This window comes from Streptomyces sp. NPDC047043 (assembly GCF_040644055.1).
Taxonomy (GTDB): Bacteria; Actinomycetota; Actinomycetes; order Streptomycetales; family Streptomycetaceae; genus Streptomyces.
Genome location: NZ_JBEYVO010000039.1, coordinates 38,739 through 61,237, shown reverse-complemented (window position 1 = coordinate 61,237; position 22,499 = coordinate 38,739). Strand labels below are relative to the sequence as shown.

General features: G+C 70.7%; 23 protein-coding genes. 14 read left to right on the top strand and 9 right to left on the bottom strand.

Annotated features, from left to right (window positions below; translation table 11 throughout):
- Window positions 1-28 precede the first annotated feature (28 nt).
- The 4 genes from ABZ880_RS44730 (at window position 29) to ABZ880_RS44715 (ending at window position 3,461) form a co-directional block, all read left to right on the top strand.
- Window positions 29-655, top strand: coding sequence for a TetR/AcrR family transcriptional regulator (locus tag ABZ880_RS44730; protein ID WP_361276203.1), 627 nt, complete (start codon window positions 29-31; stop codon window positions 653-655).
- 110 nt (window positions 656-765) lie between these two features.
- On the top strand, window positions 766-1,107 hold the full coding sequence (locus ABZ880_RS44725) for a hypothetical protein (protein WP_361276200.1): 342 nt from the start codon (window positions 766-768) through the stop codon (window positions 1,105-1,107).
- A gap of 102 nt (window positions 1,108-1,209) precedes the next feature.
- The gene (locus ABZ880_RS44720; RefSeq protein ID WP_361276198.1) at window positions 1,210-1,752 is read left to right on the top strand and encodes a hypothetical protein; all 543 of its coding nucleotides are present in this window, start codon (window positions 1,210-1,212) and stop codon (window positions 1,750-1,752) included.
- A 5-nt stretch (window positions 1,753-1,757) separates the two neighbouring features.
- Window positions 1,758-3,461 (top strand): SpoIIE family protein phosphatase, encoded by a 1,704-nt coding sequence (locus tag ABZ880_RS44715; RefSeq protein WP_361276195.1) that lies wholly within the window; start codon window positions 1,758-1,760, stop codon window positions 3,459-3,461.
- Window positions 3,462-3,790: 329 nt separating this feature from the next.
- On the opposite strand, the gene ABZ880_RS44710 is transcribed toward ABZ880_RS44715, so the two are convergent.
- The 4 genes from ABZ880_RS44710 to ABZ880_RS44695 all read right to left on the bottom strand — a co-directional run bounded on the left by ABZ880_RS44710 (window position 3,791) and on the right by ABZ880_RS44695 (window position 7,393).
- Entirely contained in the window at window positions 3,791-4,444 is a 654-nt protein-coding gene (locus tag ABZ880_RS44710; protein ID WP_361276192.1) for a DUF2637 domain-containing protein, read from the bottom strand.
- A gap of 247 nt (window positions 4,445-4,691) precedes the next feature.
- Window positions 4,692-6,080, bottom strand: a complete 1,389-nt coding sequence (locus ABZ880_RS44705) for a glycoside hydrolase family 43 protein (RefSeq protein WP_361276189.1) — start codon at window positions 6,078-6,080, stop codon at window positions 4,692-4,694.
- Between the two features lie 165 nt (window positions 6,081-6,245).
- Window positions 6,246-6,623 (bottom strand): VOC family protein, encoded by a 378-nt coding sequence (locus tag ABZ880_RS44700; RefSeq protein ID WP_361276187.1) that lies wholly within the window; start codon window positions 6,621-6,623, stop codon window positions 6,246-6,248.
- Complete coding sequence (locus ABZ880_RS44695; RefSeq protein ID WP_361276184.1) at window positions 6,620-7,393, bottom strand: ArsR family transcriptional regulator; 774 nt, start codon at window positions 7,391-7,393, stop codon at window positions 6,620-6,622. Before ABZ880_RS44695 ends, ABZ880_RS44700 begins: the two co-directional genes overlap by 4 nt.
- A gap of 165 nt (window positions 7,394-7,558) precedes the next feature.
- Between ABZ880_RS44695 and ABZ880_RS44690 the strand changes: the two genes are divergently transcribed.
- The 3 genes from ABZ880_RS44690 (at window position 7,559) to ABZ880_RS44680 (ending at window position 10,883) form a co-directional block, all read left to right on the top strand.
- Window positions 7,559-8,983 carry an amidase gene (locus ABZ880_RS44690; protein WP_361276180.1) on the top strand — a complete coding sequence of 475 codons (1,425 nt, stop codon included), beginning with the start codon at window positions 7,559-7,561 and terminating at the stop codon, window positions 8,981-8,983.
- A gap of 26 nt (window positions 8,984-9,009) precedes the next feature.
- Window positions 9,010-9,228, top strand: a complete 219-nt coding sequence (locus tag ABZ880_RS44685; RefSeq protein ID WP_361276178.1) for a hypothetical protein — start codon at window positions 9,010-9,012, stop codon at window positions 9,226-9,228.
- A 167-nt stretch (window positions 9,229-9,395) separates the two neighbouring features.
- Window positions 9,396-10,883 (top strand): SPFH domain-containing protein, encoded by a 1,488-nt coding sequence (locus tag ABZ880_RS44680; protein ID WP_361276176.1) that lies wholly within the window; start codon window positions 9,396-9,398, stop codon window positions 10,881-10,883.
- Window positions 10,884-10,917: 34 nt separating this feature from the next.
- Here the strand turns inward: ABZ880_RS44680 and ABZ880_RS44675 are convergent, their stop codons facing one another.
- Window positions 10,918-12,513 carry a hypothetical protein gene (locus tag ABZ880_RS44675; protein WP_361276173.1) on the bottom strand — a complete coding sequence of 532 codons (1,596 nt, stop codon included), beginning with the start codon at window positions 12,511-12,513 and terminating at the stop codon, window positions 10,918-10,920.
- 119 nt (window positions 12,514-12,632) lie between these two features.
- On the opposite strand from ABZ880_RS44675, the gene ABZ880_RS44670 reads away from it, so the two are divergent.
- Window positions 12,633-13,079 carry a type II toxin-antitoxin system PemK/MazF family toxin gene (locus ABZ880_RS44670; protein ID WP_361276170.1) on the top strand — a complete coding sequence of 149 codons (447 nt, stop codon included), beginning with the start codon at window positions 12,633-12,635 and terminating at the stop codon, window positions 13,077-13,079.
- Between the two features lie 53 nt (window positions 13,080-13,132).
- Here the strand turns inward: ABZ880_RS44670 and ABZ880_RS44665 are convergent, their stop codons facing one another.
- Window positions 13,133-13,564, bottom strand: coding sequence for a hypothetical protein (locus ABZ880_RS44665; protein ID WP_361276168.1), 432 nt, complete (start codon window positions 13,562-13,564; stop codon window positions 13,133-13,135).
- Window positions 13,564-14,241, bottom strand: coding sequence for a helix-turn-helix domain-containing protein (locus ABZ880_RS44660; RefSeq protein WP_361276165.1), 678 nt, complete (start codon window positions 14,239-14,241; stop codon window positions 13,564-13,566). Before ABZ880_RS44660 ends, ABZ880_RS44665 begins: the two co-directional genes overlap by 1 nt.
- Before the next feature lie 124 nt (window positions 14,242-14,365).
- Here ABZ880_RS44660 and ABZ880_RS44655 point away from each other — a divergent pair, with 124 nt between their 5' ends.
- A complete protein-coding gene (locus ABZ880_RS44655; protein ID WP_361276162.1) occupies window positions 14,366-14,767 on the top strand; it encodes a hypothetical protein in 402 nt (133 codons plus the stop codon).
- 420 nt (window positions 14,768-15,187) lie between these two features.
- On the opposite strand, the gene ABZ880_RS44650 is transcribed toward ABZ880_RS44655, so the two are convergent.
- On the bottom strand, window positions 15,188-16,174 hold the full coding sequence (locus ABZ880_RS44650) for a L,D-transpeptidase (RefSeq protein WP_361276159.1): 987 nt from the start codon (window positions 16,172-16,174) through the stop codon (window positions 15,188-15,190).
- 321 nt (window positions 16,175-16,495) lie between these two features.
- Between ABZ880_RS44650 and ABZ880_RS44645 the strand changes: the two genes are divergently transcribed.
- Window positions 16,496-16,675 (top strand): hypothetical protein, encoded by a 180-nt coding sequence (locus ABZ880_RS44645; RefSeq protein ID WP_361276156.1) that lies wholly within the window; start codon window positions 16,496-16,498, stop codon window positions 16,673-16,675.
- Between the two features lie 230 nt (window positions 16,676-16,905).
- On the opposite strand, the gene ABZ880_RS44640 is transcribed toward ABZ880_RS44645, so the two are convergent.
- On the bottom strand, window positions 16,906-17,730 hold the full coding sequence (locus ABZ880_RS44640) for a TIGR02452 family protein (protein WP_361276153.1): 825 nt from the start codon (window positions 17,728-17,730) through the stop codon (window positions 16,906-16,908).
- Between the two features lie 300 nt (window positions 17,731-18,030).
- Between ABZ880_RS44640 and egtA the strand changes: the two genes are divergently transcribed.
- From egtA to egtD, 4 genes are read left to right on the top strand one after another with little or no spacing between them, the layout of a single operon-like run.
- Window positions 18,031-19,374 carry an ergothioneine biosynthesis glutamate--cysteine ligase EgtA gene (gene egtA, locus ABZ880_RS44635; RefSeq protein ID WP_361276151.1) on the top strand — a complete coding sequence of 448 codons (1,344 nt, stop codon included), beginning with the start codon at window positions 18,031-18,033 and terminating at the stop codon, window positions 19,372-19,374.
- Window positions 19,371-20,705, top strand: a complete 1,335-nt coding sequence (egtB, locus tag ABZ880_RS44630; RefSeq protein ID WP_361276148.1) for an ergothioneine biosynthesis protein EgtB — start codon at window positions 19,371-19,373, stop codon at window positions 20,703-20,705. Before egtA ends, egtB begins: the two co-directional genes overlap by 4 nt.
- A complete protein-coding gene (egtC, locus tag ABZ880_RS44625) occupies window positions 20,705-21,496 on the top strand; it encodes an ergothioneine biosynthesis protein EgtC (RefSeq protein ID WP_361276145.1) in 792 nt (263 codons plus the stop codon). The genes egtB and egtC overlap by 1 nt, the downstream gene beginning before the upstream one ends.
- A complete protein-coding gene (egtD, locus tag ABZ880_RS44620; RefSeq protein ID WP_361276143.1) occupies window positions 21,493-22,455 on the top strand; it encodes an L-histidine N(alpha)-methyltransferase in 963 nt (320 codons plus the stop codon). Before egtC ends, egtD begins: the two co-directional genes overlap by 4 nt.
- The last annotated feature ends 44 nt before the right edge of the window (window positions 22,456-22,499 follow it).

Sequence of the window (22,499 nt, the reverse complement as noted above, 5' to 3'; positions counted from 1 at the left end):
ACGCCCATGAGTGAAGTACGGTCTGACCGTGAGCACACCACGCAAACCGAGAGGCCCGTACCGCAAGGGACTGGAGCGCCGCAAGCAGATTCTGCGGGCGGCTCTGGAGGTCTACAGCGAGCAGGGCGAGCGCGGCTCGTCGCTCAAGGAGATCGCCGACCGCGTGGGTATGTCCCAGGCGGGTGTGCTGCACTACTTCGATTCCCGGGAGGACCTGCTGCTGGCCGTGCTGGCCGAGCGGGACGCCCTGGACACCGAAGCGGTCGTCGATGTGATGTCGCCGGGCGAGGCGGTGGCCCGGACCGTCGGTCACAATGCCCGGCAACCGGGTCTGGTCGACCTGTTCGTGAACCTGTCGGCCGCCGCATCGGACCCGGAGCATCCCGCCCACGCATTCTTCAAGCGGCGGTACACCGAGCTGAGCGCCCAGATCCAGAACGGCCTGGACCACGGGAAACAGGAGCAGCGCATCCGCGAGGACGTCGACTCCGAGCTCATGGCACGATTGCTGCTCGCGGTGTCCGACGGCATCCAGCTGCAGTGGCTCCTGGACCCGAGCGTCGACATGACCGTGCTGGTGGAGGCGTTCAACCGGATGTGCGGCCCCCACGTGGGCGAGAGCGCGGACGGCACGCCCATCGGCGAGAACGACTGACACACACGGGTACCCGTGCGCGGCGGACAGCCGTGCCGACGGACGATCGGCGACTCGATGACCCGGCAACGCATGAGGCGCATACTTCGTGCTGCCCCGAAGGGTTCGCAGTGCAACCCGGCGCCCGAATCCTCCTCGTCGACTACCTGACCGTCATCGGGCCCGGGGCCCGTCCCAGCCGTGCGGCACCGTTCGACGAGGCCGACATCGACGCCCTGAGGCGGCTGGGAGAGACGGTCGCCCAGGTCTTCGAGGCCGCCGCATCCCGGTCGGACGCGGAGCTCGTGCGGATGAGGGATCGCAGCTGCGGGCATGAGCTGGGGTCGGCGGATCCTTGGGTGTGCGGCCTGCCGGACCGGCTCCGTCATCTCGGGAAAGTGACACCGTTCCACCCGACCGCGGAGGGCATGCGCGCTGTCGCCGACGCCGTCGTCGAGCACCTGAAGAACTGAACGCAGCCCCGGAAGGCCCGCATCGGCGAGGACCGCCGCTGCAGGCTCCGCCGCCGACAGGCCAGGGCCCATGGCCCGCGACCGACATGAAAAATGACTACCGTGATAGAGCTCAACCTGTTTCAGAGCGGACATAGGGTCATGCCCTTTCCCCAAGCACAAGACCAGCCGTTCGCCTTCGACGGCTTGCCTGCCGCCGCAGCCGACGTCACCGGCGTGATTGTGTGCCGGCCCGACTCGGCGGCGGCGCCGACGGAGTCACCACCTGCAAGCCCTGCGGCCACCCCCACACAGGTTGTGATCGACCGCGAGCGGAGCGTCGCACCCCTCGACGTGCTTGCTTCCCAGCACAGCACCGGGATCGCTCTGCACGACACCGACGTGGCAATCGTGCAGACCAGCGCGTCGTCCGGGGTCACGGGCGGCCCCGGCGTCCCGATCGCCAACCAGGCAGACGATGTGGTGTCCTGGGATGACGCCAAGGGCGTCGAGCCGGTGCTTCGCCCGGTTCCGGAAACCGGCACCCCAGCGGTCGACGGCGAGCGTCGGGTACGACTACGGCACGGCCCGGCACCCTGGCGAGGCCTCTCGCGCTACGTCTTCCGGCTGCAGAACTCCCAGGTCAACCCCACTGGGTGGCGGTGATGTTCATGGAAACAACCGAGCAAATGCTCGCCCGTCGGCGGCTGGAACTGTCCCACGAGGCGGCCGTACGCGTCGGGGGCTCTCTGGACGTTCGGCGCACCGCACAGGATCTGGCGGACGTGCTCGTTCCGACCCTCGGTGACCTCGCGGGGGTCGAACTGGCGCAGGCCGTGTTCGACGGCACCGACCCCCCGCGCGGGCTGGGCGGGGGAGATCTTCATCTGCGCCATGCCGCGCTGGCGCCCGCCACGGTCGGCCCGCTGACCGGCATCGACCTCGGTGACGAGCTTCCGCCGGTCCCCGACAGCCCTCTGCTGCGCGGCCTCCAGCAGGGCATCACAGTCACCCTCGGACGTGACGAACTCACCGCCATGCTCGGAGACCCCGAGCTGGTCGAGCTTCTCCTGCCCAAGTCCTTCCGCTGGGTGATGCTGGCCCCTCTCTGGGCGCGCGGCTTCCTGCTGGGCGACGTGACCGTCTGGCGCATCGACCGGTCCGATCCCTTCACCCAGGAGGACGCGGACCTGTTGACCGAGGTCGCCTCGCGCGCCGCGCTCGCCCTCGACAACGCCCGACGGTACACGCGTGAGCACCGTGCGGCGGTCGCGCTGCAGGAACGTATGCTTCCGCCGGCCACCACCGACACCCCCGCGGCCGAGACCGCAGGCGCCTATCTCCCCGCAGGTGACGGAGTTGACATCGGTGGGGACTGGTTCGACGCTCTGGCGCTGCCCTCGCTCAGGGTCGCCCTCGTCATCGGCGACGTGGTCGGCCACGGCATGCACGCGAGCGCCGGCATGGGGCGGCTGCGTGCCGCCATCCAGACTCTGGCAGACCTCGAACTGGAACCCGAAGAAGTGCTCACACGCATCGCGGACCTCGTCAATCGCCTCGCTGCGGAGGCGCCGCCCGCGGAGCAGGACGGCATCGGGGCCACCTGCCTGTACGCGGTCTACGACCCGGTCACCGGGCGCTGCACCATGGCCAGCGCCGGTCACCCTCCACCCGTCGTCATCCGGCCCGACGGGACCGTGCACATCGTCGCAATCTCCCCCGGGGCTCCGCTCACCGTCGGCGGCATGCCGTACGAGACGACCACCATCGACATCGAGCCCGGTAGCATCCTCGCCCTCTACACAGACGGCCTCATGGAACGGGACAGCCGGGACCTCGACGACGCCCTGCGAAGGCTGACCACCCGTCTCGCCGTGTCATCCGGTCCGGAAGCCGACCTGGTGGAGGTCGGCCAGGCGCTGCTCGCCGACCTCGCGGTCCAGCCGCGGCGCGACGACATGGCCCTTCTGCTGGCCCGCACACGGTCGATCCCGAAGGAGGCAACCGCTCTGTGGGAGTTCCGGGCTGATCCCGCCGTGGTCGCCGAAGCCCGCAAGCAGACAGCCCGCCAACTCACCGCGTGGGGGCTGCAGGATCTTGTTTTCGCCACCGAGCTCATCGTCAGCGAACTGGTGACCAACGCGGTCCGCTACGCGGGCGGACCGGTGGGCCTGCGACTGCTCCGCCACGACGTGCTGGTCTGCGAGGTGACCGACCCCAGCAACACCCAGCCTCGGCTGCGGCGTGCCCGCACTACCGACGAGGGAGGACGCGGCTTGTTCCTCGTCGCTCAGCTCACCTCGCGCTGGGGCTGTCGATACGGCCGGAACGGGAAGACAATCTGGGCTGAACAGCCCATCGACAACCCCCTCTGAAGCGTCCGCCCGGCGCCGGCCGTACGACGCCGAGACCCACCGGGGGTCTCGGTCATGCAGAAGCCCCCGCGGATGACTCCTGTCTACTGGCCTTGGCATCCTCGGAGCAGGCCCACCGGCCCGACCAACTTTCCAGGGTCGGCTTCGACCGGCTGGACAACTACTCCCCCCCGTAGGAAGCTCCGTTTCGACGCGGCCAGGGAACCAAGGCCCGGATCATTCGCGGGCCAGGCAGCCACCCCCATCTCCTCCAAGCCCATTTCCGCAGGTCAAATGCCTCGCAACGCTGTACCACCAGCAGAAGAAGAAGATGTTGGTACTTGCGTCGCTCATTCAAAACGACGTCGCCCCTCCGCCTCTCCTAGTTCGGCAGACCTCGCAGAGGCCTCGGAAACGTTCCTGACGAGAGCAGCAAGGTGTCTTGACCGGGCAGCGCCGATGTGTAGCTCCTTGCGGATCGTTTCCGCCGAAGCGGGGCGCCGATGCTCTTCCCAGTGGCGGGCGTCAAGCGTGCGAGCCTTCTGCAACAGGAGATCACCAGGCCCGTCGGCGGTAGTCGCGTCATCCGCTTCCTGCCCTCGCTCCAGATGGGCTGCGCCGTCCTTGGTTAGGTCTGCCGGACGGTGCACCAACAGTTCGACCGAGAGCAATAGAGCTACCGGAGGCCACCCTGCGACCAGCACCGGTTTCCATTCCACAGCCGGCGCCGCGGCAACGTTCGCGGCCAGCGAGACGGCAATCCCCAACAGGAAGGCCGACCGTACCGCCCAGCGAGCGCGACGCGTCACCGACTCCGAGTTCTTCAAAAGGCCGGCCGTAGCCAAGAGCAGCAGACCGTCCACGGACAGCGGCCACAGCGAGGCACTGACGGGATCCGCTCCCCCTTGCCGGGCGAACTCCCGCTGATGAACGTATGACGCATAGGCGGCGACCCCCGCGACAACCAGTGCGCACAGGGGTCGCACCCACGCTTCGAGATCCATTGCCCGTCGACTGGGGAGGAGCTCCGTCGCCTCTTCGCGACGCTTCATCCCGCCCTCACAGGCAGCACTCGCCCCCTGGACTTCCCGTCCGGCCAACGCTCGCTGCCAGCCAAGGTGCGCCATCCGACCGGCAAGATCGTCGCACATTTAGTGCACACTTGGCCGGGGACTCCCGGGAAATCCAGGGAACTGGAGGGAACTACTCCGTTAGCGCCATCGCTCCTTCCCAGCTCAGCAGCGGTGCAGCTCAGGCCCAGGCAGCCACCGGCACGAACGAACTGTCCTGCCGGAACAGATCCGTCCCGTCCGTCGCGTTCACCACCAGTTGGTAGTTGTAGTGCCGCAGGTAGTAGCCGGGATAGTTGTACGACTCCCAACGGATCGAGCCGCTCGCCGAACCCGTCCGCGCAATGAACGTCGCGTCCTTCGCGAACGTCGACGTGCCGTCGTTCGCGTCGAAGCGGCCCCGGAAGTTGTAGTGCCGCAGGTAGTTCCCGGACGCGTCCCTGAACGAGAAGCCGTTGGAGTCGGCCAGGCCCGCCACGACCGTGAACGTCGACGCCGTCTTCTCCGCGCTCGTGCTGGAGCTCGTCACCACGGGGAGGTTGAGGAGAGAGGACTGCTCCTGCCAGTAACGCGTCGTGTAGTTCGCCGACTGGAAGGAGCGGGTGACGTTCTTCGAGAGGGTCGGGCCGCCCGACACCGTCTCCTTGATGACCGTGAAGTGGCGCGCCGTGCCGGAGATGGTGGGCAGGGCCTTCGGGGCGGTCCAGGTCGCGAACGTGTCGTAGCTGTCGCTGTAGTAGTAGTTGCCGTCGCCGTAGCCGTCGAAGAAGATGCGCCAGCCGCCGTTGTCGAGCTGGATGACGGACGGGCCCTCGCGGTAGCTGCCCCAGCCGGCCCAGTCGCCGGTCTTCGAGATGGTGTAGGGCCCGGTCAGGCTCGACGCCGTGCCGTACTCGATGTACTTGGCCGTCTCGTTCTTCGTGAACGCGTGGTACGTCGAGCCTACCTTCACGATGTACGTGTCGATGTGGTTCGAGCCGATGCCGGACAGGGCGACCGGTGAACTCCACGCCGTCAGGGACGAGTTGGTGGCCTTCAGGACGTACGGGGTGAAGATCCACTCGTCGCTGGTGGGCGAGCAGGACACGATGACGTTGACGCTGCCGTCGCTGTCGACGAACCACTCCGGCGCCCAGGCCCGGGACAGGTTGGTGATCGGCACCGTGTAGTCGTACAGGAACGTCCAGTTGGCCCGGTCGGAGCTGCGCGCGAAGCCGATGGTCGTGCTGACGTCCTGCCAGGTGTGCGTGGTGTAGGTGATGTAGTAGTAGCCGTCCGTGTGCTTGAAGACGCTCGCGTCGCGGATTCTGTTGCTCGGCGGGGTGTAGGCGGAGGCCTTGACGAGGCGGAAGTCCGTGGCGTCGTCGGACTGGTAGACGTTGACCGTGCCGTCGTTGCTGTTGAGGAACGGGACGATGGTGTAGCGGGTGGCGGAGCCACTGGCCGGTGCGGCGGCCGACGCCGTGCCGAGCAGGCCCGGCAGTTCGCCCAGCACGAGGGCCGTGGCGGGCAGGGCGGCCATCGCGCGCAGGAGAGCGCGGCGGGACGGGGCAGGGGGGCGTGTAGTCACGGGCGGCTCTCCCTCGTACACAGTCTATATTCGATATTTCGAACGAAGTTCGGTGAATCGATCAGAAGGTAAGGGTGAGGTACGGGCACGTCAATGCTTTGCACGCAACCAGAAGTGGCCTGTGGGAAAGCTGTGGCGACCGCCCGGAGCCGCCTCCGCCCCGCCCTAGTGGGCGGGTTCGAAGAGTTCGATGAGGTTGTCCGCGGGGTCGGTGAGCAGGATCTGACGGCCGCCGGGGCCGCTGACCACATCGCTGCTGAAGGACAGGCCCGCGTCGCGCAGCCGGTCGATCTCCTTGTCGAGGTCGTAGACGATCAGGTGGATGCGGTTGCGGCCGGCCCCGGCACCGCTGGGGGTGACGCGGGCGCCCGAGCTGGCCGGGCCGGACAGCAGCAGCCGCAGCGGCCCGCGTGTCACGTCGGCGAAGGCGGGGGCCGGATGGCTGCGGAGGGTGAAACCCAGGTGAGTGGTGTAGAAGTCGACGGCGGCCTGGACGTCGTCGACGACGTAACGGACGCTGGCGAACTGCTCTGGCGTGGTCACGACTTGACCTCCTTGGGCGTGCGGGCGAGCTGCGGCAGCAGGAAGCGGATGCGAGTGTCGATCTCTGCTGCCGTATGGACGAAAGCGGGGTAGTCGGCCCGGTGAGGGCCGTCGGCTGCGGCGGGGTCGGGCAGGCTCCAGTGGACGAGCCGCGGCCGGCTGCCGAAGTCGGGGCAGACCTCGCGGACCTTGTCGCACAGGGTGATCACGTAGTCGAAGCGGTGATCGGCCAGTGCGTCCAGGTGACGGGGGCGCCGGGCCGCGATGTCGATGCCGTGGTGCTCGCGCAGGGCCCGTACGGCGTGCGGATGGAAATCGGGCTTGGGGTGGCTGCCGGCGCTCGTCACCTCGATACGGCCGTCGGTGTGATGCCGGAGCAGCGCCTCGGCCATGGGTGAGCGGCTGCTGTTTCCGGTGCAGGCGAACAGCACGGCGGTTGGTTGTGTGGGTGCCGGTGCGGGCGGGGTCGGGTGGAAACCCAGCGCCGGGTGCAGGGCGCCACCGGCGTCGGCGAGCGCCTGCGCGCAGCGTTCCAGGTCCAGGTGGTAGTAGCCGTCCCGGGCGTCGAAACTGCTGCGCCGGGTGGTGACCAGCCCGCCACCGCGCAGCAGCCGCAGATGGTAGGAGACCAGGTTCTGCGGCTGGCCGACCCGCTCCACCAGCTCACGGACCCGGTAGTCGCTTGCGGCCAGTTCGGTGAGCAGGCGCCAGCGCAGCGGGTGCGCGGCCAGATGCACAAACGCCGGGGTGGTGCGACCCGAAGGCATCATCCGCCCAGAATACATCAAATGTATTTGATGGATCTGGCGGGCCCCTCATCAGCCATCGCGGTGGTCGCCTCACCCCTACGCGCCACAAGCCGTCAGAGCCGTTCCGCCTCCGCCGTCCGGACGTTACTGTTCGGTAGACAACGACGTCCCGGAGAGGTGCCCCGCATGACGTTCGACCGTGCCGCAGGCCTGGCGGAGTCCGCCCGAGCACTCGCCGACGGGGAGACCACCTCCCGGGCACTCGTCGAGGAGGCCCTCGCGCGGATCGAGGCCACGCAGTCCTCCCTCAACGCCTTCCGGATCGTGCGGACCGAGGCCGCGCTCGCCGAAGCCGACGCCGCCGACAAGGAGTTGGCCGCCGGGGCGCGCAAGCCGCTGCTCGGGGTCCCGGTCGCGGTCAAGGACGACATGGACGTGGCCGGTGAGCCGACCGCGTTCGGCTGCGACGGGCAGTTCCCGCCGGTCGCCGAAGACGGCGAGGCCGTACGGCGGCTGCGCGCGGCCGGGGCCGTGATCATCGGCAAGACCAACACCTGCGAGTTCGGGCAGTGGCCGTTCACCGAGGGGCCCGCGTTCGGTGCGACACGCAACCCGTGGAGCCCGGAGCACACACCCGGCGGGTCGTCCGGCGGGTCGGCCGCCGCTGTCGCCGCAGGGCTCGTACCCGCCGCGCTCGGCTCCGACGGCGCCGGATCCGTGCGCATCCCCGCCTCCTGGACCCACCTCATCGGCATCAAGCCCCAGCGCGGCCGCATCTCCACGTGGCCGCGCGGCGAGTCCTTCCAGGGCATCACCGTCAACGGCACCCTCGCCCGTACGGTCGCCGACGCGGCCCTGCTGCTGGATGCGGCGAGCGGCAACCACGAGCACGATCCCCACCAGCCGCCCGCCATCGACGCGTCCGCGGCGGTCGGCCGCGAGCCCGGCCGGCTGCGTATCGCGCTCGCGCTGAAGCCGCCGTTCACCGCGCTGCCCGCGCGCCTGCAGCCGGAGGTGCGCGCCAAGGTCGTCGAACTCGCCGGAAAAATCGCCGAGTTGGGGCATGTCGTCGAGGAGGCCGACCCGCCCTACGGTCAGATCGGGCTCACCTTCATCCCCCGCGCCACCGTCGGTCTCGCCGAACGCGTCAGCGAAGCCCCCTTCCCCGCACTTCTCGACCGGCGCACCCGCGACGCCGCCCGGCTGGGACGGCTGCTGGGCGGGGCGCCGCTCAGGGCGGCACGGCGGGCGGAAGCGGTGCTGCACCGTCGTATCGGCGGATTCTTCGAGTCGTACGACGTGATCCTCGCGCCGACAACTGCCGCTCCCCCACCCCGCATCGGCGCGATGCTGCCGCTCAGCGGCTTCGCCACCGACCGAGCCATGATCGCCGCCTGCCCGTACGCCTGGCCGTGGAACGTGCTGGGCTGGCCCGGCGTCAACGTCCCCGCCGGCTTCGTCTCCGGCGGCCTGCCCGTCGGGGCGCAGCTGCTCGGACCGGCCGGCAGCGAACCCCTTTTGATCTCGCTCGCCGCGCAGCTGGAGGCGGAGCTGCGCTGGCACGAGGCGTGGCCGCCGCAGGTCGTCGGCACGGATTCCACCGCTGCCTAGTCCCCTTCCGCCCGTACCCTGTGGCCATGGACGATGCGTCGATGGTCGGGCTCATGGGGCGGGTCACCGGAACGGTCGGGCCCGGGCTCGTCGGCGAGGTGATCGTCCGGGTGCGCGGCGGGGCCGAGCACTTCCTGGCCTATCCGGCCACGGGGACCGCGCGGATCGAGCGGGGCACGGTGGTGATGGTGGTGGAGTACCTGCCGCCGAGGACGGTCTATGTGACTGCGGCGTACGACAGTTGAGCCCCCGCTAGAATTAACACGTGAGCCTGCTTCCGCCCAGGTGAGAGCGTTTTCGAGGGCCGTGCGTCAAGAACGCGACAAGGATTCGTCAGCGTCTTTATCCGGGCGTCGCGCAGGAGCACACTCCCTTCGTTCGGTGCCGAAAGGGCACCATGCAAAGGGGGCGTATGCCGATGGTTGTCGGCGTCGTTGCGGGAGTGGCGGTTGCCGCCGTTCTCGCTCTGATCGGTCTGTTCAAGCTCATGTGGCGCGTCGCGGAACCCAACGAGGCGCTCGTCATCTCCGGCTCCAAGCACAAGACGGAGGGGCTCGGCGAGGGCATGGGCTTCCGCATCGTCACCGGTCGCGGCACGCTGGTGCTGCCCGGTGTCCAGGCGGTGCGCAAGCTCTCCCTCGACCTGAACGAGACCGAACTGCATGTGGACTGCGTGACCCACCAGGGCATTCCGCTCAAGGTGCGGGGCGTGGTCATCTTCAAGGTGGGCGACGACTTCGTGTCGATCGCGAACGCCAGCCGCCGCTTCCTCGACCAGCAGAAGCTGATGGCGGAGCGGGTGCACAACGTGTTCGCCGGTCATCTGCGGTCCATCGTCGGCGGGTTGACCGTCGAGGACATGATCCGCGACCGGGAGAAGCTCACCGCACAGACCCGGGCCGCCTGCGGCACGGAGATGGAGAAGCTGGGACTCATCGTCGACTCCCTGCAGATCCATGAGATCGAGGACCCGACGGGGTACATCCAGAACCTGGCCGCTCCGCACGCGGCGGCCGTCCAGCGGGACGCACGCATCGCACAGGCGGAGTCGAACCGGCTGGCCACCGAGGCCGAGCAGCAGTCGTACGCGCGGATGGCCGAGGCGACCAGGGACAGCGAGATCCTCCAGGCCGGCTACCAGGCCGAGCGGGACAAGGCGGGCGCCAAGGCGCGCCAGGCCGGTCCGCTCGCCGACGCCGCCGCCCGGCAGGAGGTCGTCGTCCAGGAGACGCGGGTCGCCGAACTCGAGGCGCACCGGCGGGAGCAGCAGCTCCAGGCCGACGTCCGCAAGCCGGCGGACGCCAAGGCCTACGAGAAGCGCACGCTGGCCGAGGCCGAGCGCGACGCACGGATCTCGGCCGCCGAGGCCAAGGCCAAGGAGACGGAGCTCGCGGCGGCGGCCGAGGCCACCCAGGTCAAGACGGCCGCGGGTGCCGAGGCCGAGGCGACCAAGACCCGCGGTGCCGCCACGGCGGCCGCGACACGGGCCACCGGTGAGGCCGAGGCGGCGGCCGCTCAGGCCAGGGGTCTGGCGGAGGCCGAGGCGACCAAGGCCCAAGGTCTCGCCGAGGCGGAGGCCATCAAGGCGCGGGCCGCGGCCCTCGCCGAGAACCAGGAGGCGGTCGTCGCCCAGCAACTCGCCGAGAACTGGCCGGAGATCGTCAAGGCGGGCGCGTCCGCCTTCGGCAGCGTCGACAACATGGTGGTCCTCAACGGCGCGGACGGCATGGCCGACATGCTCGCCAAGGCCCTCACCATGGGCGGCACCGGCCTCGGCCTGGCCCGCCAGCTGCTGGCCTCGATGAACCAGAACGGCCAGACCCCGAACGGGACTTCACCGTCCCTGAACGGGATCGCCTCACCGCCGTCGCAGAAGGTGCCCGTGGAGAAGGAGGGTTAATCCGCTCTGTTCCGGTCGGACGGCCGGGGTTCCCTCACCAGAGGCCCCGGCCGTCCGTCGTCAGCAGCCGGTCGATCGTGGCCGGGTCCAGCGCCGGGTTGGCGGCGGCGTGGTGGGCCAGTTCCTCGTCGCCCAGGAGTTCCGCCAGCCGGGACGCCGGCAGGTTCGGATGGCGCGCGAACGCGGCCCGTACGTCCGCATCGGGGTCCTGGGTGAGCCGCTCCACGGTGGCCGGCGCGGTGTCCGGGTCCCGTGCGGCCAGGGCGCGGACCTGCGGGTCCTCGTCATCGGCGAGCGCGGCCAGTTGGGCGGTCGGGAAGTTGGGCCGAGTGGTCAGGTGGTCCCGTTCGGAGCCGGTGTACTCCAGGAAGCTGCGCAGCAGCAGGGCCGGCGGGGCGTCCGGGTGGTTCTGGGCCAGCAGCACGCGTACGCCCAGGTCGTCGTCCTCGGCCAGCCGCGTGACGAGGTCCGGCGGCAGGTCGTGGTCCTTCGCGGCTTCCCGGCGGAGCATCGGGTGGCGGGAGAGAGCCTTCCTGCGGACGGCCTCGGACTGCGAGGGCTCGGCGGGCTTGGCAGACACCACGGGCGCGGGGTGGTAGCCGAAGCGGCAGTCCATGGGGACGTCGTAGTCGATCCCGGCCCGTTCCTCCTCGCTCAGGGCCGGGTGGACGGACACGGCCAGGCGCACCCGCGGATCGGGGTCCGCCGCGAGCGCACGGCGCTCGTCCGGCCCGAGATCGGCGCGATACGCGGCCGCCCTGCGCACCTCCGGCTGCGGATCGGCGACGAGAGTCTGACGCTCGGCGGGCCCGAGATCCGTGCGGCGCGCGATCTCCTCCCGTACCTCGGGGTCCGGATCACTGGCCAGGAGGATCACGACGTCGGGCGGGAGGCTGGGATTTCGGGCGATCACCGCCTTGTCGTCCTTGCCGGCCGGAGCCATGAGCACGCTGTCCACGACCGCTCGGCTCAGGGCCCGATGGAGCAGGACGTCGGTGCGGGCATGACACGAATGAGCCGGCAGCACGCTCTCCACCCAGACCGGATCCTCATAGCGCGCATGGTTCTGCGCCCGATCCCGCACGCTCTGGTCGGGGTCCGCCAGCAGTGCGGCCCTCGCGTCTTCGGGCAGCCGCGCCCAGCCATTGACGCCCCAGCAGCGGACCTTCGGCTGCGGGTGCGTGAGCAGGGACTCGATCAGCGCGGCCGACATCTGCTGGAACATGCCGAGCGTGCCCAGGAGTTCGTCCTCATACGTGCAGATCATGCGGACGACGACGTCATCGGGCAGCGGCCTCGGCCGGTGTGGGTACTTGATGTCGGGCCCCTCGGCGAGGTGCGCGCGCACAAACCACTCCGGGTCGTCCACCAGCCGTGCCCGGTGGGCCGGATCGACATGGGCGTTGGCTGCGAAGAATCCACGGGTGCGGGTGTCGGGATGCGCGATCACGGCATCGACTACGGCAGCGGGCAGGTCCCGGTCCCGGCACAGCACCATCCGTACGGCGAGGGTGGCTTCCGCGAGCAGGCGCAGCAGGACGGCCTCCGGTGCGGACGGGTTGAGGGCGAGTCCGGCGAGCCGACGGGTGGGCAGGTCGGTGTCGGCCCAAATCTGCGCAGGCGTAGGCATGTTCGCGATCCCCCGTGTCCCCGTAACCCCGTAACCCCGGATCCGCGTATGCCCGGTATGCGATCCCGGCTCTCACGGCCCACTGATCCGCGAGCTTACGGGACCACTAGGGTGCCTGCGTGACTGCCTTTACCGATGAGAACGTCCCCGGCCGCTTCGGCCGCACCGCCACCACCGAGGCCGACCCCCGCCAGGTCGGCAAGGTGCGCACCGAGTACTCCCCCGCGCACGACGGCGACCCCGACCCCGGCGAGATCGTGTGGACCTGGGTGCCCTTCGAGGAGAACGACGGCCGCGGCAAGGACCGCCCCGTCCTGGTCGTCGCCCGGGAAGCCGGCGGCACCCTGCTCGCCGTGCAGCTGTCCAGCAAGCGGCACGACGGCGACCGGGAGTGGGTGGCGATCGGCAGCGGGCCCTGGGACCGGACGGGGCGCGATTCCTGGGTCGACGTGGACCGCGTGCTGCGGCTGCACGAGGAGGGCATGCGGCGGGAGGCCTGCGCCCTGGACCGGGGGCGGTTCAACCTGGTGCGGCAGCGGCTGCACGAGCGCTACGGCTGGACCTGAAGCCGCCGTATTGGTGTGGCAGCGGTTCTCGGTGAGGACCGGCTGCTTCGCCGTCACGCCATGGTGAACAGGCCGACGCCCAGGGCGATCAGGGCGGCTACTTTGGCGAGCTCGAGGGCGACGTAGTAAAGGTGCTCGCGTGAGCGGGGCAGGTCCTCGCCTGCCAGGATCCGGTCCGAGCGGCGGTTCAGGCGCGGGCGCACGACGAGGAGCTGTGCCAGCAGCAGTACGGCCGCGACGGCGACCGGTCCCACGACCCGGGCCGGTGGATCACCCGCGGCGACGGCGGCCACGACCGTGATGGCGAGGACGGCCTCGACGAGGTTCAGGGCGCGGAAGACCAGCCGTCCGATCCCCAGCCCGAGCGGGATGGTCACGCCCGGCGCGCGGAACTTCAGCGGCGCCTCCAGGAAGGAGATCGCCAGCACCATCCCGAGCCAGACGAAGGTGACCGCGACCGCTGCCGCGGCCCACGTGGCGTACATCAAGGGTGCCTTTCTGCCGTCTGCTCGGGTGCGGGCGCCAAGTGGGCCAGGCACGCGTGGGGTTCGGCGAACGGTTCCAGGTCGGTCGCGGTCAGCGGGGCGCGCAGTTCGGCCAACGCGCCCTGCATCAGGGCGAGATGGAGCGGGCAGACCAACTGGCCGTATTCCTCGGCGAGTTCGAGGAAGGGGCAGTGGCGCAGGCGGATCCGCGTCGACACCGGGCCGCCCTGCGGTTCCGGGGCGAAGCCGAGTTCGTCCAGCAGTGCGACGAGGCGGGCGGCCGATTCCTCGGGGGTCGACTGCTGGGGCGGAGGCGGCGATTCGACGAGGAAACGGCCCCAGGCCCGGCCGGCCTCCATCGCGGCAGAGCGCGCTTCGGATCCGGTGGCTGCGAGGCGGCTGAGCAGCATCTGCGCGAGCAGTTGGTAGCCGCGCACTCCGCCGCGGTCCATGCCCGGCCGCGGGGCGTAGACGGTACGCGGACGTCCCGGACCGGAGGGCTCCTGCACATGCGGCTCGACGAGCCCCTCGCCGACCAGCGCGTCCAGATGGAACCGCACGGTGTTGGGGTGGACGCCGATACGCTCGGCCGTCTCCGTGACGCCGAGCGGGGACGCGGCTGCACGCAGGACGTCCAGGACCTGGCGGCGGCGGGGGCTGGTGCGCGCGGTGGACATGTCTCCCTCCCCACCCCTCTCCCCACCTGCGGTCATTTTCTCCAAATGGTACCTGTAATAATTGAGTGGCAGACCGAGCGAGGGCGAAGAGCGTCGAGCGAGGACGAGGAGCGGAGGGCAGCCGATGGCCGACGCCGAGAAACACGTCAGCAAGGAGCGGGAGGCGGCGGCGATCCCGCGCATCCTGTGCGACGCCGACGCGTTGAGCGCCGAACCGAGCGCGGCCGGAGTGCTGTGGAAGCTCACCGAGCGCGCACGCCAACTCGACGCCAACATCGTCCGGTTGACGCCCGGCCGCCATGTCGCCCCGCACGCGGAACCGGACCTGGACGTGCTTCTGCTCGTCGTCTCCGGCGACGGCGTCCTCGGCGCCGGACCGGGTGACGAGCCGCAGCCCCTCACCACGGGCACCCTGCTCTGGCTCCCCCACGGCTCCACCCGCAGCATCACCGCGGGCGACGACGGCCTCGCCTATCTGACGGTCCACGTCCGCCGCCCCGGCATGCGGATCGGCCGCGCCCGCTGACGGGACGATTTCGCCGGACGGGAACTCGGCCCGTCTCTCGTCCGTCTTCCCTAGTGAGTCCCCCGCGGCATCCCCCGTCTGCGGGGGACTCACCAGCTCCGGAGCCAGGAGCGTTCACCGTTCGGGGTGGCGCAGGGCCCAGCTCCGGTCGCTCGGTGCCGGCTCGGTCCGCCAGGCCGCCTCGATCTCGCCGTGCTCGCTGGCGGTGTCCTCGGTGCCTGTGTAGTGCCCGCGTTCATCACGGTCGGCGGGTCGTACTTCGTGTGCGGTACACGTAGGGGAGATGCACGTCCCTGTCCTTCAGCACCCACCCATCCCCTGACCGCCGAAGGCGCCCGTCAGGCTGCGGAGTTGAGCCACGCGGGCCGCGGCGTCGATGCCTGCGCACCGTCACCGCAGCCCGTCACAGCCCGCAGCCCGTCACAGCGTCGAGGTCGTTGCCTCCCCGGACGCGCTGCCCGCGAGCCACTGGTCCCAGCTCAGGTTGAAGTCGGCGTAGCCGTTGTCGGCCGGGGCCTTGGCGCGGGACGAGCCGGTGATGGTGACGGGGTCGCCCTGCTTGACCTGGCCGTAGAACCACTTGGCGTCCGACATGGACAGGTGGACGCAGCCGTGCGAGCCGCGGGCGCTGCCGCTGCCCGGGTTCGGGTCGCCGGTCGAGTAGTGCACGTAGGTGCCGGAGTAGGTCAGGTGGACGTCCCAGGGCAGCGTCAGGTCGTAGTAGTTGGCGCTGCCCTTGTCGCAGCTGATGCCGACGCTGCAGGAGGTCATGTGGACCTTCTCCTGCTTGTCGATGACGGCCATCGTGCCGTTCCACGTCGGATACTCGGCGCTGCCCGCGTTGATGGACAGGGTGCGCACCGTGTTGCCGTTCCGGGTCACCTTCATGGTGTGGCCGGTCACCGAGACGTCCGCGCGCACATCGTCGCCGACCTTGAAGGTGTGCGTGTAATTGTGCACGCCGTAGCGTCCGTTGCCGTTGCTGACGCCCGTCATGTCGGCGTCGATCTTCACCGTCGTGCCGGAGGGCCAGTACGTCTTGGGGCGCCAGTCGGCGCGCTTGTCGCCGAACCAGTGCCAGGCGCCGGCCACCGGCTGGGAGGCGCTCACCTTCATGTGCTTCTCGACCGTGGCCCGCGCCTTGGCCGCCACCGGGTTCGTGAAGACCACCGAGATCGGCATGGCCACGCCGACCGTGGTTCCCGTCTGCGGGGTGATCGTCTCCAGCAGCATCGGCGGGCCCGCGGGCTTCGTCGGTGACGGAGAGACGCTCGCACTCGGCTTTCCCGCCACCTTTGCGTCGTCCGCGCTCGCCTTGCCACTGCCGCCCACGCCGCAGGCGCTCGCCCCCATCAGCATCGCACCCGTGACGAGTGCGATCCCTATGCTGCCCTTGCGCCGTCCCACAACCTGCCCCGCTTTCTCGCTCCTCGGCCCTGACGGGGCCCGACTCCATGTCAGATGGCGACAGCGGGGGTGGCAGTTGCATTCGTCGCGTAAAACGTGTCTCAAGACTCAGTGCGCGGCGCCGGATGGGCTGCCGCACACGACGCGTCCGGGGCCTTCCGCTCGGAGGGCCCCGGACGCGTTCAGCCGTGGGCAGCCGGCAGCCCCGGTGGGCGACCTAGCCCGCGGAGCAGAGCCCGTCGGTCGGGCAGAACATGACCCAGGTGTAGGGTCACGGGATTCGGGTCGGGACCCAGATTGATGTAGGAGCCCGGGTCGGGGGTGGCGGTGAAGGTGACCGTCGTGCCGACCGTGAAGCTCGCGGTGCAGGTGCCGGTCGGGTTCGGGGCGGTTGCGTCGGGCGCGTACGGATCCCATGCCGTCGTGTGGCAGTTGATTCCGGCGGGCTGGCTGGTGATGGTTCCGCCGGCCCAGCCGTCGCTGATCCAGGCGGATAGTTGAGCGGTGGACTGAGCCTGGGCCGGGGCGACAGAGGCGATCGCGGCGGCCGTGGCGAGTGCGGTGACAACTCCCTTGCACGCCAGGCGCCGTTTCTGTTCCTACGCGTGAAAAGGGTCCTCGGATCGAACCATGTCGGCCCCTCCCACCAGCCTATTCACCGTCTCGGCGGGCTGCCACGGGAGCGGGCGCCGATCGCCGGTGAGCAAGAACGTCGTGGCGGGGACGCCGCCCTACGGCTGCAGTTGACGCTCCGGAAACGCCCGTACGAACGCTCCTCGGACCGTGTTGCCCGTCGTGCGGTCCAGGATGCCGAACGTCACGTGCTCGAAGGTCCGGGCGAACCGCCCCTCGGGGCCGAGCAGAGCGCGGAAGGCGCCTGCCACCTGCGCCGGGTCGTTCTGGAACACCCCGCATCCCCACGCGCCCAGCACCAGCCGGCGGTAGCCCTGGGCCGCGGCCGTCTCCAGCACCCGCTCGGCACGCGTGGCCAGGGCCTGCGGGAGCTCGGCGGCGCGCTGCGGCGTCGTACGCCTGACGACTCCCGCGTTCGGTGCCGGGGAGGTCAAGAAGCCCGCCAGGTACGGCTCGTCCAGCAGGCGGCCGCGGTCGTCGCGGAAGACGGGGACGGCCGGTGAGTGGATGACGCGGTCCGTGTAGAACGGGTCGCGGTGGGTGCGGTGGTGGTCGTAGAACTCCGGGGCCTCGATCAGGCAGGTGTACAGCGCGGAGGCGCGGCACAGGGCCTCCTCCTGGGCCTGGGCGCCGTTGAGGTAGCCGCCGCCGGGGTTGCGGGCCGAGGCGAAGTTCAGCACCGCCACCTCACCGCCCAGGCGGCGGGCCGCCTCCAGGCTGCTCTCGCCGGTGACCTCGAAGAACGTGTCCGCGGCAGGGAGCGGCGGCACTGGTATCGGCTCCGGGCCGTACATCCGGGTGCGGGCCCGCGCGGCCGCCACGGCCGCCGCGATGGGCACCTCGCGTCCGGTGGGCGCGGTGTACGCGCCCGCCGCCACGATCTGCTCCGTCTGCTGTGCGATGCCACGCAGGCGCGCGCTCATGGCGCCACCCCCGTGTGCGCCATGCTCGCGCGCCGTGCGCGCTCCCCCGTCGTGCTCATGCATCGATCCTGGGTGATGCTGGACATGCGGTGCAACAGAGTTTCCGTGTCCCCGAACGCCCAGGAAAGCCGCAGGAAAGGTCCCGAGAAACGCTCGGAACGAGGAGATTACCGAGCCGGAACGTACCGGTACGCACCCTTGTGCGATACGGCGGGAGGGTCTTGGGTGGGACGAGTGTTGCCGTCCGGGCGCCTGACGGGCCAGGTCGACAACGCCGTCGAATCTCAGGAGGTTCCCGACATGTCCGACACGCCGAGCGACTGTACGGCGCCTGACTGTACGGAGCCCCGCACCGCCTTCACCGAAGCCGAGGTGGAGGCCCTGGTCCGGGGCATCTGTTTCAAGACCGGCCCGCCCCGCACCGTCGGGGTGGAAGTGGAATGGCTCGTCCACGAGCTGCGCATGCCGCAGCTCCCCGTCACAACCGAACGACTCGATGCGGCCTACGCCGCACTGCGGGCCGTACCCCTGAGGTCGGCGCTCACCGTCGAACCCGGGGGCCAGCTGGAGCTGAGCTCGCCGCCCGCCGCCTCCCTGATGGAGTGCATCAACACCGTCTCCGCCGACCTCGACGCCGTCCGCTCGGTCCTCGCCGGGCACGACCTCGGCCTCGTGGGTCTCGGCCACGATCCCTGGCACCCGCCGCGCCGCTTCCTGCGCGAGCGGCGCTACGACGCCATGGAGGCCTGCCTGGACCGCACGGGTCCGGCCGGCCGCCGCATGATGTGCACCTCGGCCTCCGTCCAGGTCTGCCTGGACGCCGGGTACGAGGAGCCCGGCCCGCTCGGCCACGGGCGGCGCTGGTGGCTGGCGCACCAGCTGGGCGCGGTCCTGGTGGCCGCCTTCGCCAACTCCCCGCTGGCCGGAGGCGAGCCCACCGGCTGGCGCTCCACCCGGCAGCTGCTGTGGATGGAGATCGGGCCCGGCCGGGCGGGCGCGCCCGCGCTGGACGGCGATCCGCGCACGGCCTGGGCCCGGCACGTCCTGGACGCGCCGGTGATGTGCGTGAGGCGCGACAGCGGGCCGTGGGACGTTCCGGAGGGGCTGACCTTCCGGGAGTGGACCCGGTCGGGGGTGCCTTCGAAGGAGGACCTCGACTACCACATCACCACGCTGTTCCCGCCGGTCAGACCGCGCGGCCATCTGGAACTGCGCATGATCGACGCACAGCCGGGCGACGACGGATGGATCGTCCCGCTCGCCGTGGCGACGGCGCTCTTCGACGACCCGGAGGCCGCCGAGACCGCCTACCGCATCGTGAAGCCCCTGGCCGAGCGGTCGCTCGGGCTGCCGGCGCCGCACAATCCGCTGTGGCTCGACGCGGCCCGCTCCGGCCTGGCCGACGCCGAGCTGCACGAGGCGGCCGTCGCGTGCTTCGCGGCGGCGCTCGAGGCGCTGCCCAGGCTCGGCGCCACCACCCAGGTCACGGACGCCGTTGCGGCGCATCTGGACCGCTATGTCAGCCAGGGCCGCTGCCCCGCCGACGACCTGCTGGACCGGCTGCGCGGCACCGACGTCCCCCGGTCCCGGCTCGGCTCGACCGGGGGGACCCCCATGCCGCACGGGAAGGACCTTCGCACATGACCGACCGCGCCATCGAGGAACCCATCGTCGACGCGGAGACGCTCCGGCAGCGGGCGCTGGCCACCCTCACCACCGCCCGCGCCCGCACCACGCTGCTGACCAGCTGCGTCGAGGAGCCCGACCTGACCGCGCAGCACTCGCCGCTGATGTCGCCCCTGGTGTGGGACCTGGCGCACATCGGCAACCAGGAGGAGCTGTGGCTGTTGCGGGCCGTCGCCGGCCGGGAGGCGATGCGTCCCGAGATCGACGGCCTGTACGACGCCTTCGAGCACCCGCGCTCCGAGCGGCCCTCGCTGCCGCTGCTGCCGCCCGCCGAGGCCCGCACCTATGCGGCCGAGGTGCGCGGGCGGGTGATGGACCTGCTGGAGAGCGCCGACTTCCACGGCACGCGGCTGACCGCGGCGGGCTTCGCCTTCGGGATGATCGCGCAGCACGAACAGCAGCACGACGAAACGATGCTGATCACCCATCAGCTCCGCAAGGGCCCGCAGGCCCTGACCGCCCCGGACCCGGACCCCGTGCCGCTGTTCACCGGGCCGGCCGAAGTCCTGATCCCCGGCGGCCCGTTCACCATGGGCACCTCCACCGAGCCCTGGGCGCTGGACAACGAACGCCCGGCGCACCGGCGGGAGGTGGCGCCGTACTACATCGACACGACCCCGGTGACGAACGCCGCCTACCAGGCGTTCATCGACGACGGCGGCTACGACACCGAACGCTGGTGGACGGCCGCGGGCTGGGCGCACATCCGCGAACACTCCATCCACGCCCCGCTGTTCTGGAAGCGCGACGGCAGGCAGTGGCTGCGGCGCCGCTTCGGCGTCACCGAGGTGCTGCCGCCGGACGAGCCGGTGCTGCACGTGTGCTGGTACGAGGCCGACGCCTACGCCCGCTGGGCCGGCCGGCGGCTGCCCACCGAGGCCGAGTGGGAGAAGGCCGCCCGCCACGACCCGGCGAGCGGCCGTTCGATGCGCTATCCGTGGGGCGACGCGGACCCGGCGCCGCAGCACGCCAACCTCGGCCAGCGGCATCTGCGCCCGGCCCCGGCCGGCAGCTACCCGGAGGGCGAATCCCCGCTCGGGGTACGGCAGTTGATCGGCGACGTATGGGAGTGGACGTCCAGCGACCTCGCGCCGTACCCGGGCTTCGAGGCCTTCCCGTACAAGGAGTACTCGGAGGTGTTCTTCGGGCCGGAGTACAAGGTGCTGCGCGGCGGTTCGTTCGCCGTGGACCCGGTGGCCTGCCGGGGGACGTTCCGCAACTGGGACTACCCGATCCGGCGGCAGATCTTCTCCGGGTTCCGCACCGCCCGGTCCGCGGGAGACGTCTGATGTGCCGTCACCTGGCGTACCTGGGGCCCGAGGAGCCGCTCGGCAGAGTCCTCGTGGAGCCCGCGCACGCCCTGTACCGCCAGTCGTGGGCGCCACGGCGGCAGCGGTACGGAACGGTCAACGCCGATGGTTTCGGGGTGGGTTGGTATGCCGAGGGCGACCCGGTTCCGGCGCGCTACCGCCGGGCCGGGCCCATCTGGGCGGACCTGTCCTTCACCGACCTGGCCCGCGTCGTGCGCTCGGGCGCGGTCCTGGCCGCCGTACGGGATGCGACGTTGTCGGGTGCCGACGCGGAGGCCGCGGCGGCGCCGTATGCGGCCGGGCCCTGGCTGTTCAGCCACAACGGCGCGGTCAAGGGCTGGCCGGGCTCGCTGGCACCGCTCGTGGCGGGTCTGCCCGCGGTGGACGTGCTGTCGCTGGAGGCCCGCAACGACTCGGCGCTCGTGTGGGCGCTGGTCCTGGCGCGGCTGCGGGCCGGTGACGACGAGGGGCAGGCGCTGGCCGACACGGTCCTGGAGGTCGCCGAGGCGGCCCCCGGATCGCGGCTGAACCTGCTGCTCACCAACGGCGAGACGATCACCGCGACGACCTGGGGCGACACCCTGTGGTACCTGTCGCAGCCCGGCCGCAGCACCGTGGTGGCCTCCGAGCCCTACGACGACGACCCGCACTGGCAGGAGGTCCCCGACCGCACGCTGCTCGCGGCGAGTCGCACGGACGTGCTGCTGACCCCTCTCAAGGATCCGAGCGAGACCTTGGCCCCCGCACCACCGAAGGAGCCCCATACGTGAGTCCGTTCCTTCTCACCCGCACCCTGCCCGAGGACGCCACCGACGCCGCCCTGCGCGCGGACGTCCAGCACGGCCTCACCGGCAACCCCAAGACGCTGCCGCCGAAGTGGTTCTACGACGCCCACGGCAGCGAACTGTTCGAGCAGATCACCGAGTTGCCCGAGTACTACCCGACGCGCGCCGAACGGGAGATCTTGATCGCCCGCTCCGGCGAGATCGCGGCGGCCACCGGTGCCCGCACCCTGATCGAGCTGGGCTCCGGCTCCTCGGACAAGACCCGCCACCTGCTGGACGCCCTGACCGGCCTGCACACCTACATCCCGGTCGACGTCAGCGAGAGCGCGCTCACCCAGGCCGGGCATGCGCTCATCGCCGAGCGCCCCGGCCTCCAGGTCCACGCCCTGATCGCCGACTTCACCGCCTCGCTGACCCTGCCCAAGACGCCGGGCCCCCGCCTGATCGCGTTCCTCGGCGGCACGATCGGCAACCTGCTGCCCGCCGAACGGGCGGAGTTCTTCAAGGCGATCCGCACCCTGCTCTCCCCCGGCGACGCGCTGCTGCTCGGCACGGACCTGGTCAAGGACGAGAAGGTGCTGGTCGAGGCGTACGACGACGCGGCCGGCGTGACGGCGGCCTTCAACAAGAACGTCCTGGCCGTCGTCAACCGGGAGCTGGACGCCGACTTCGATCCCGGCGCCTTCGACCACGTGGCGCTGTGGGACACCGGGAACGAGTGGATCGAAATGCGGCTGCGCTCGCGCACGGCGCAGTCGGTGAAGATCCCCGCACTCGACCTGGCCGTCGACTTCGCCGAGGGCGAGGAACTGCGCACCGAGATCTCGGCGAAGTTCCGCAAGGACGGCGTACGCGCCGAACTGTCCACGGCGGGCCTGGAGTTGGCCCACTGGTGGACGGACGGGGAGGGACGGTTCGCGCTGTCGCTGAGCGTGGCGCGCTGATCTCTGCACGCGAGGCCCGACCGCCGGGGACGGCGGTCGGGCCT

Excerpts from the sequence above, each read along its gene's own strand:
- ABZ880_RS44715 (WP_361276195.1), top strand. The coding sequence starts at position 1,758 with ATGGAAACAACCGAGCAAATGCTCGCCCGTCGGCGGCTGGAACTGTCC.
- ABZ880_RS44710 (WP_361276192.1), bottom strand. The coding sequence starts at position 4,444 with ATGGATCTCGAAGCGTGGGTGCGACCCCTGTGCGCACTGGTTGTCGCG.
- ABZ880_RS44695 (WP_361276184.1), bottom strand. The coding sequence starts at position 7,393 with ATGATGCCTTCGGGTCGCACCACCCCGGCGTTTGTGCATCTGGCCGCG.
- ABZ880_RS44690 (WP_361276180.1), top strand. The coding sequence starts at position 7,559 with ATGACGTTCGACCGTGCCGCAGGCCTGGCGGAGTCCGCCCGAGCACTC.
- ABZ880_RS44685 (WP_361276178.1), top strand. The coding sequence starts at position 9,010 with ATGGACGATGCGTCGATGGTCGGGCTCATGGGGCGGGTCACCGGAACG.
- ABZ880_RS44680 (WP_361276176.1), top strand. The coding sequence starts at position 9,396 with ATGCCGATGGTTGTCGGCGTCGTTGCGGGAGTGGCGGTTGCCGCCGTT.
- ABZ880_RS44675 (WP_361276173.1), bottom strand. The coding sequence starts at position 12,513 with ATGCCTACGCCTGCGCAGATTTGGGCCGACACCGACCTGCCCACCCGT.
- ABZ880_RS44665 (WP_361276168.1), bottom strand. The coding sequence starts at position 13,564 with ATGTACGCCACGTGGGCCGCGGCAGCGGTCGCGGTCACCTTCGTCTGG.
- ABZ880_RS44660 (WP_361276165.1), bottom strand. The coding sequence starts at position 14,241 with ATGTCCACCGCGCGCACCAGCCCCCGCCGCCGCCAGGTCCTGGACGTC.
- ABZ880_RS44655 (WP_361276162.1), top strand. The coding sequence starts at position 14,366 with ATGGCCGACGCCGAGAAACACGTCAGCAAGGAGCGGGAGGCGGCGGCG.
- ABZ880_RS44640 (WP_361276153.1), bottom strand. The coding sequence starts at position 17,730 with ATGAGCGCGCGCCTGCGTGGCATCGCACAGCAGACGGAGCAGATCGTG.
- egtA (WP_361276151.1), top strand. The coding sequence starts at position 18,031 with ATGTCCGACACGCCGAGCGACTGTACGGCGCCTGACTGTACGGAGCCC.
- egtB (WP_361276148.1), top strand. The coding sequence starts at position 19,371 with ATGACCGACCGCGCCATCGAGGAACCCATCGTCGACGCGGAGACGCTC.
- egtC (WP_361276145.1), top strand. The coding sequence starts at position 20,705 with ATGTGCCGTCACCTGGCGTACCTGGGGCCCGAGGAGCCGCTCGGCAGA.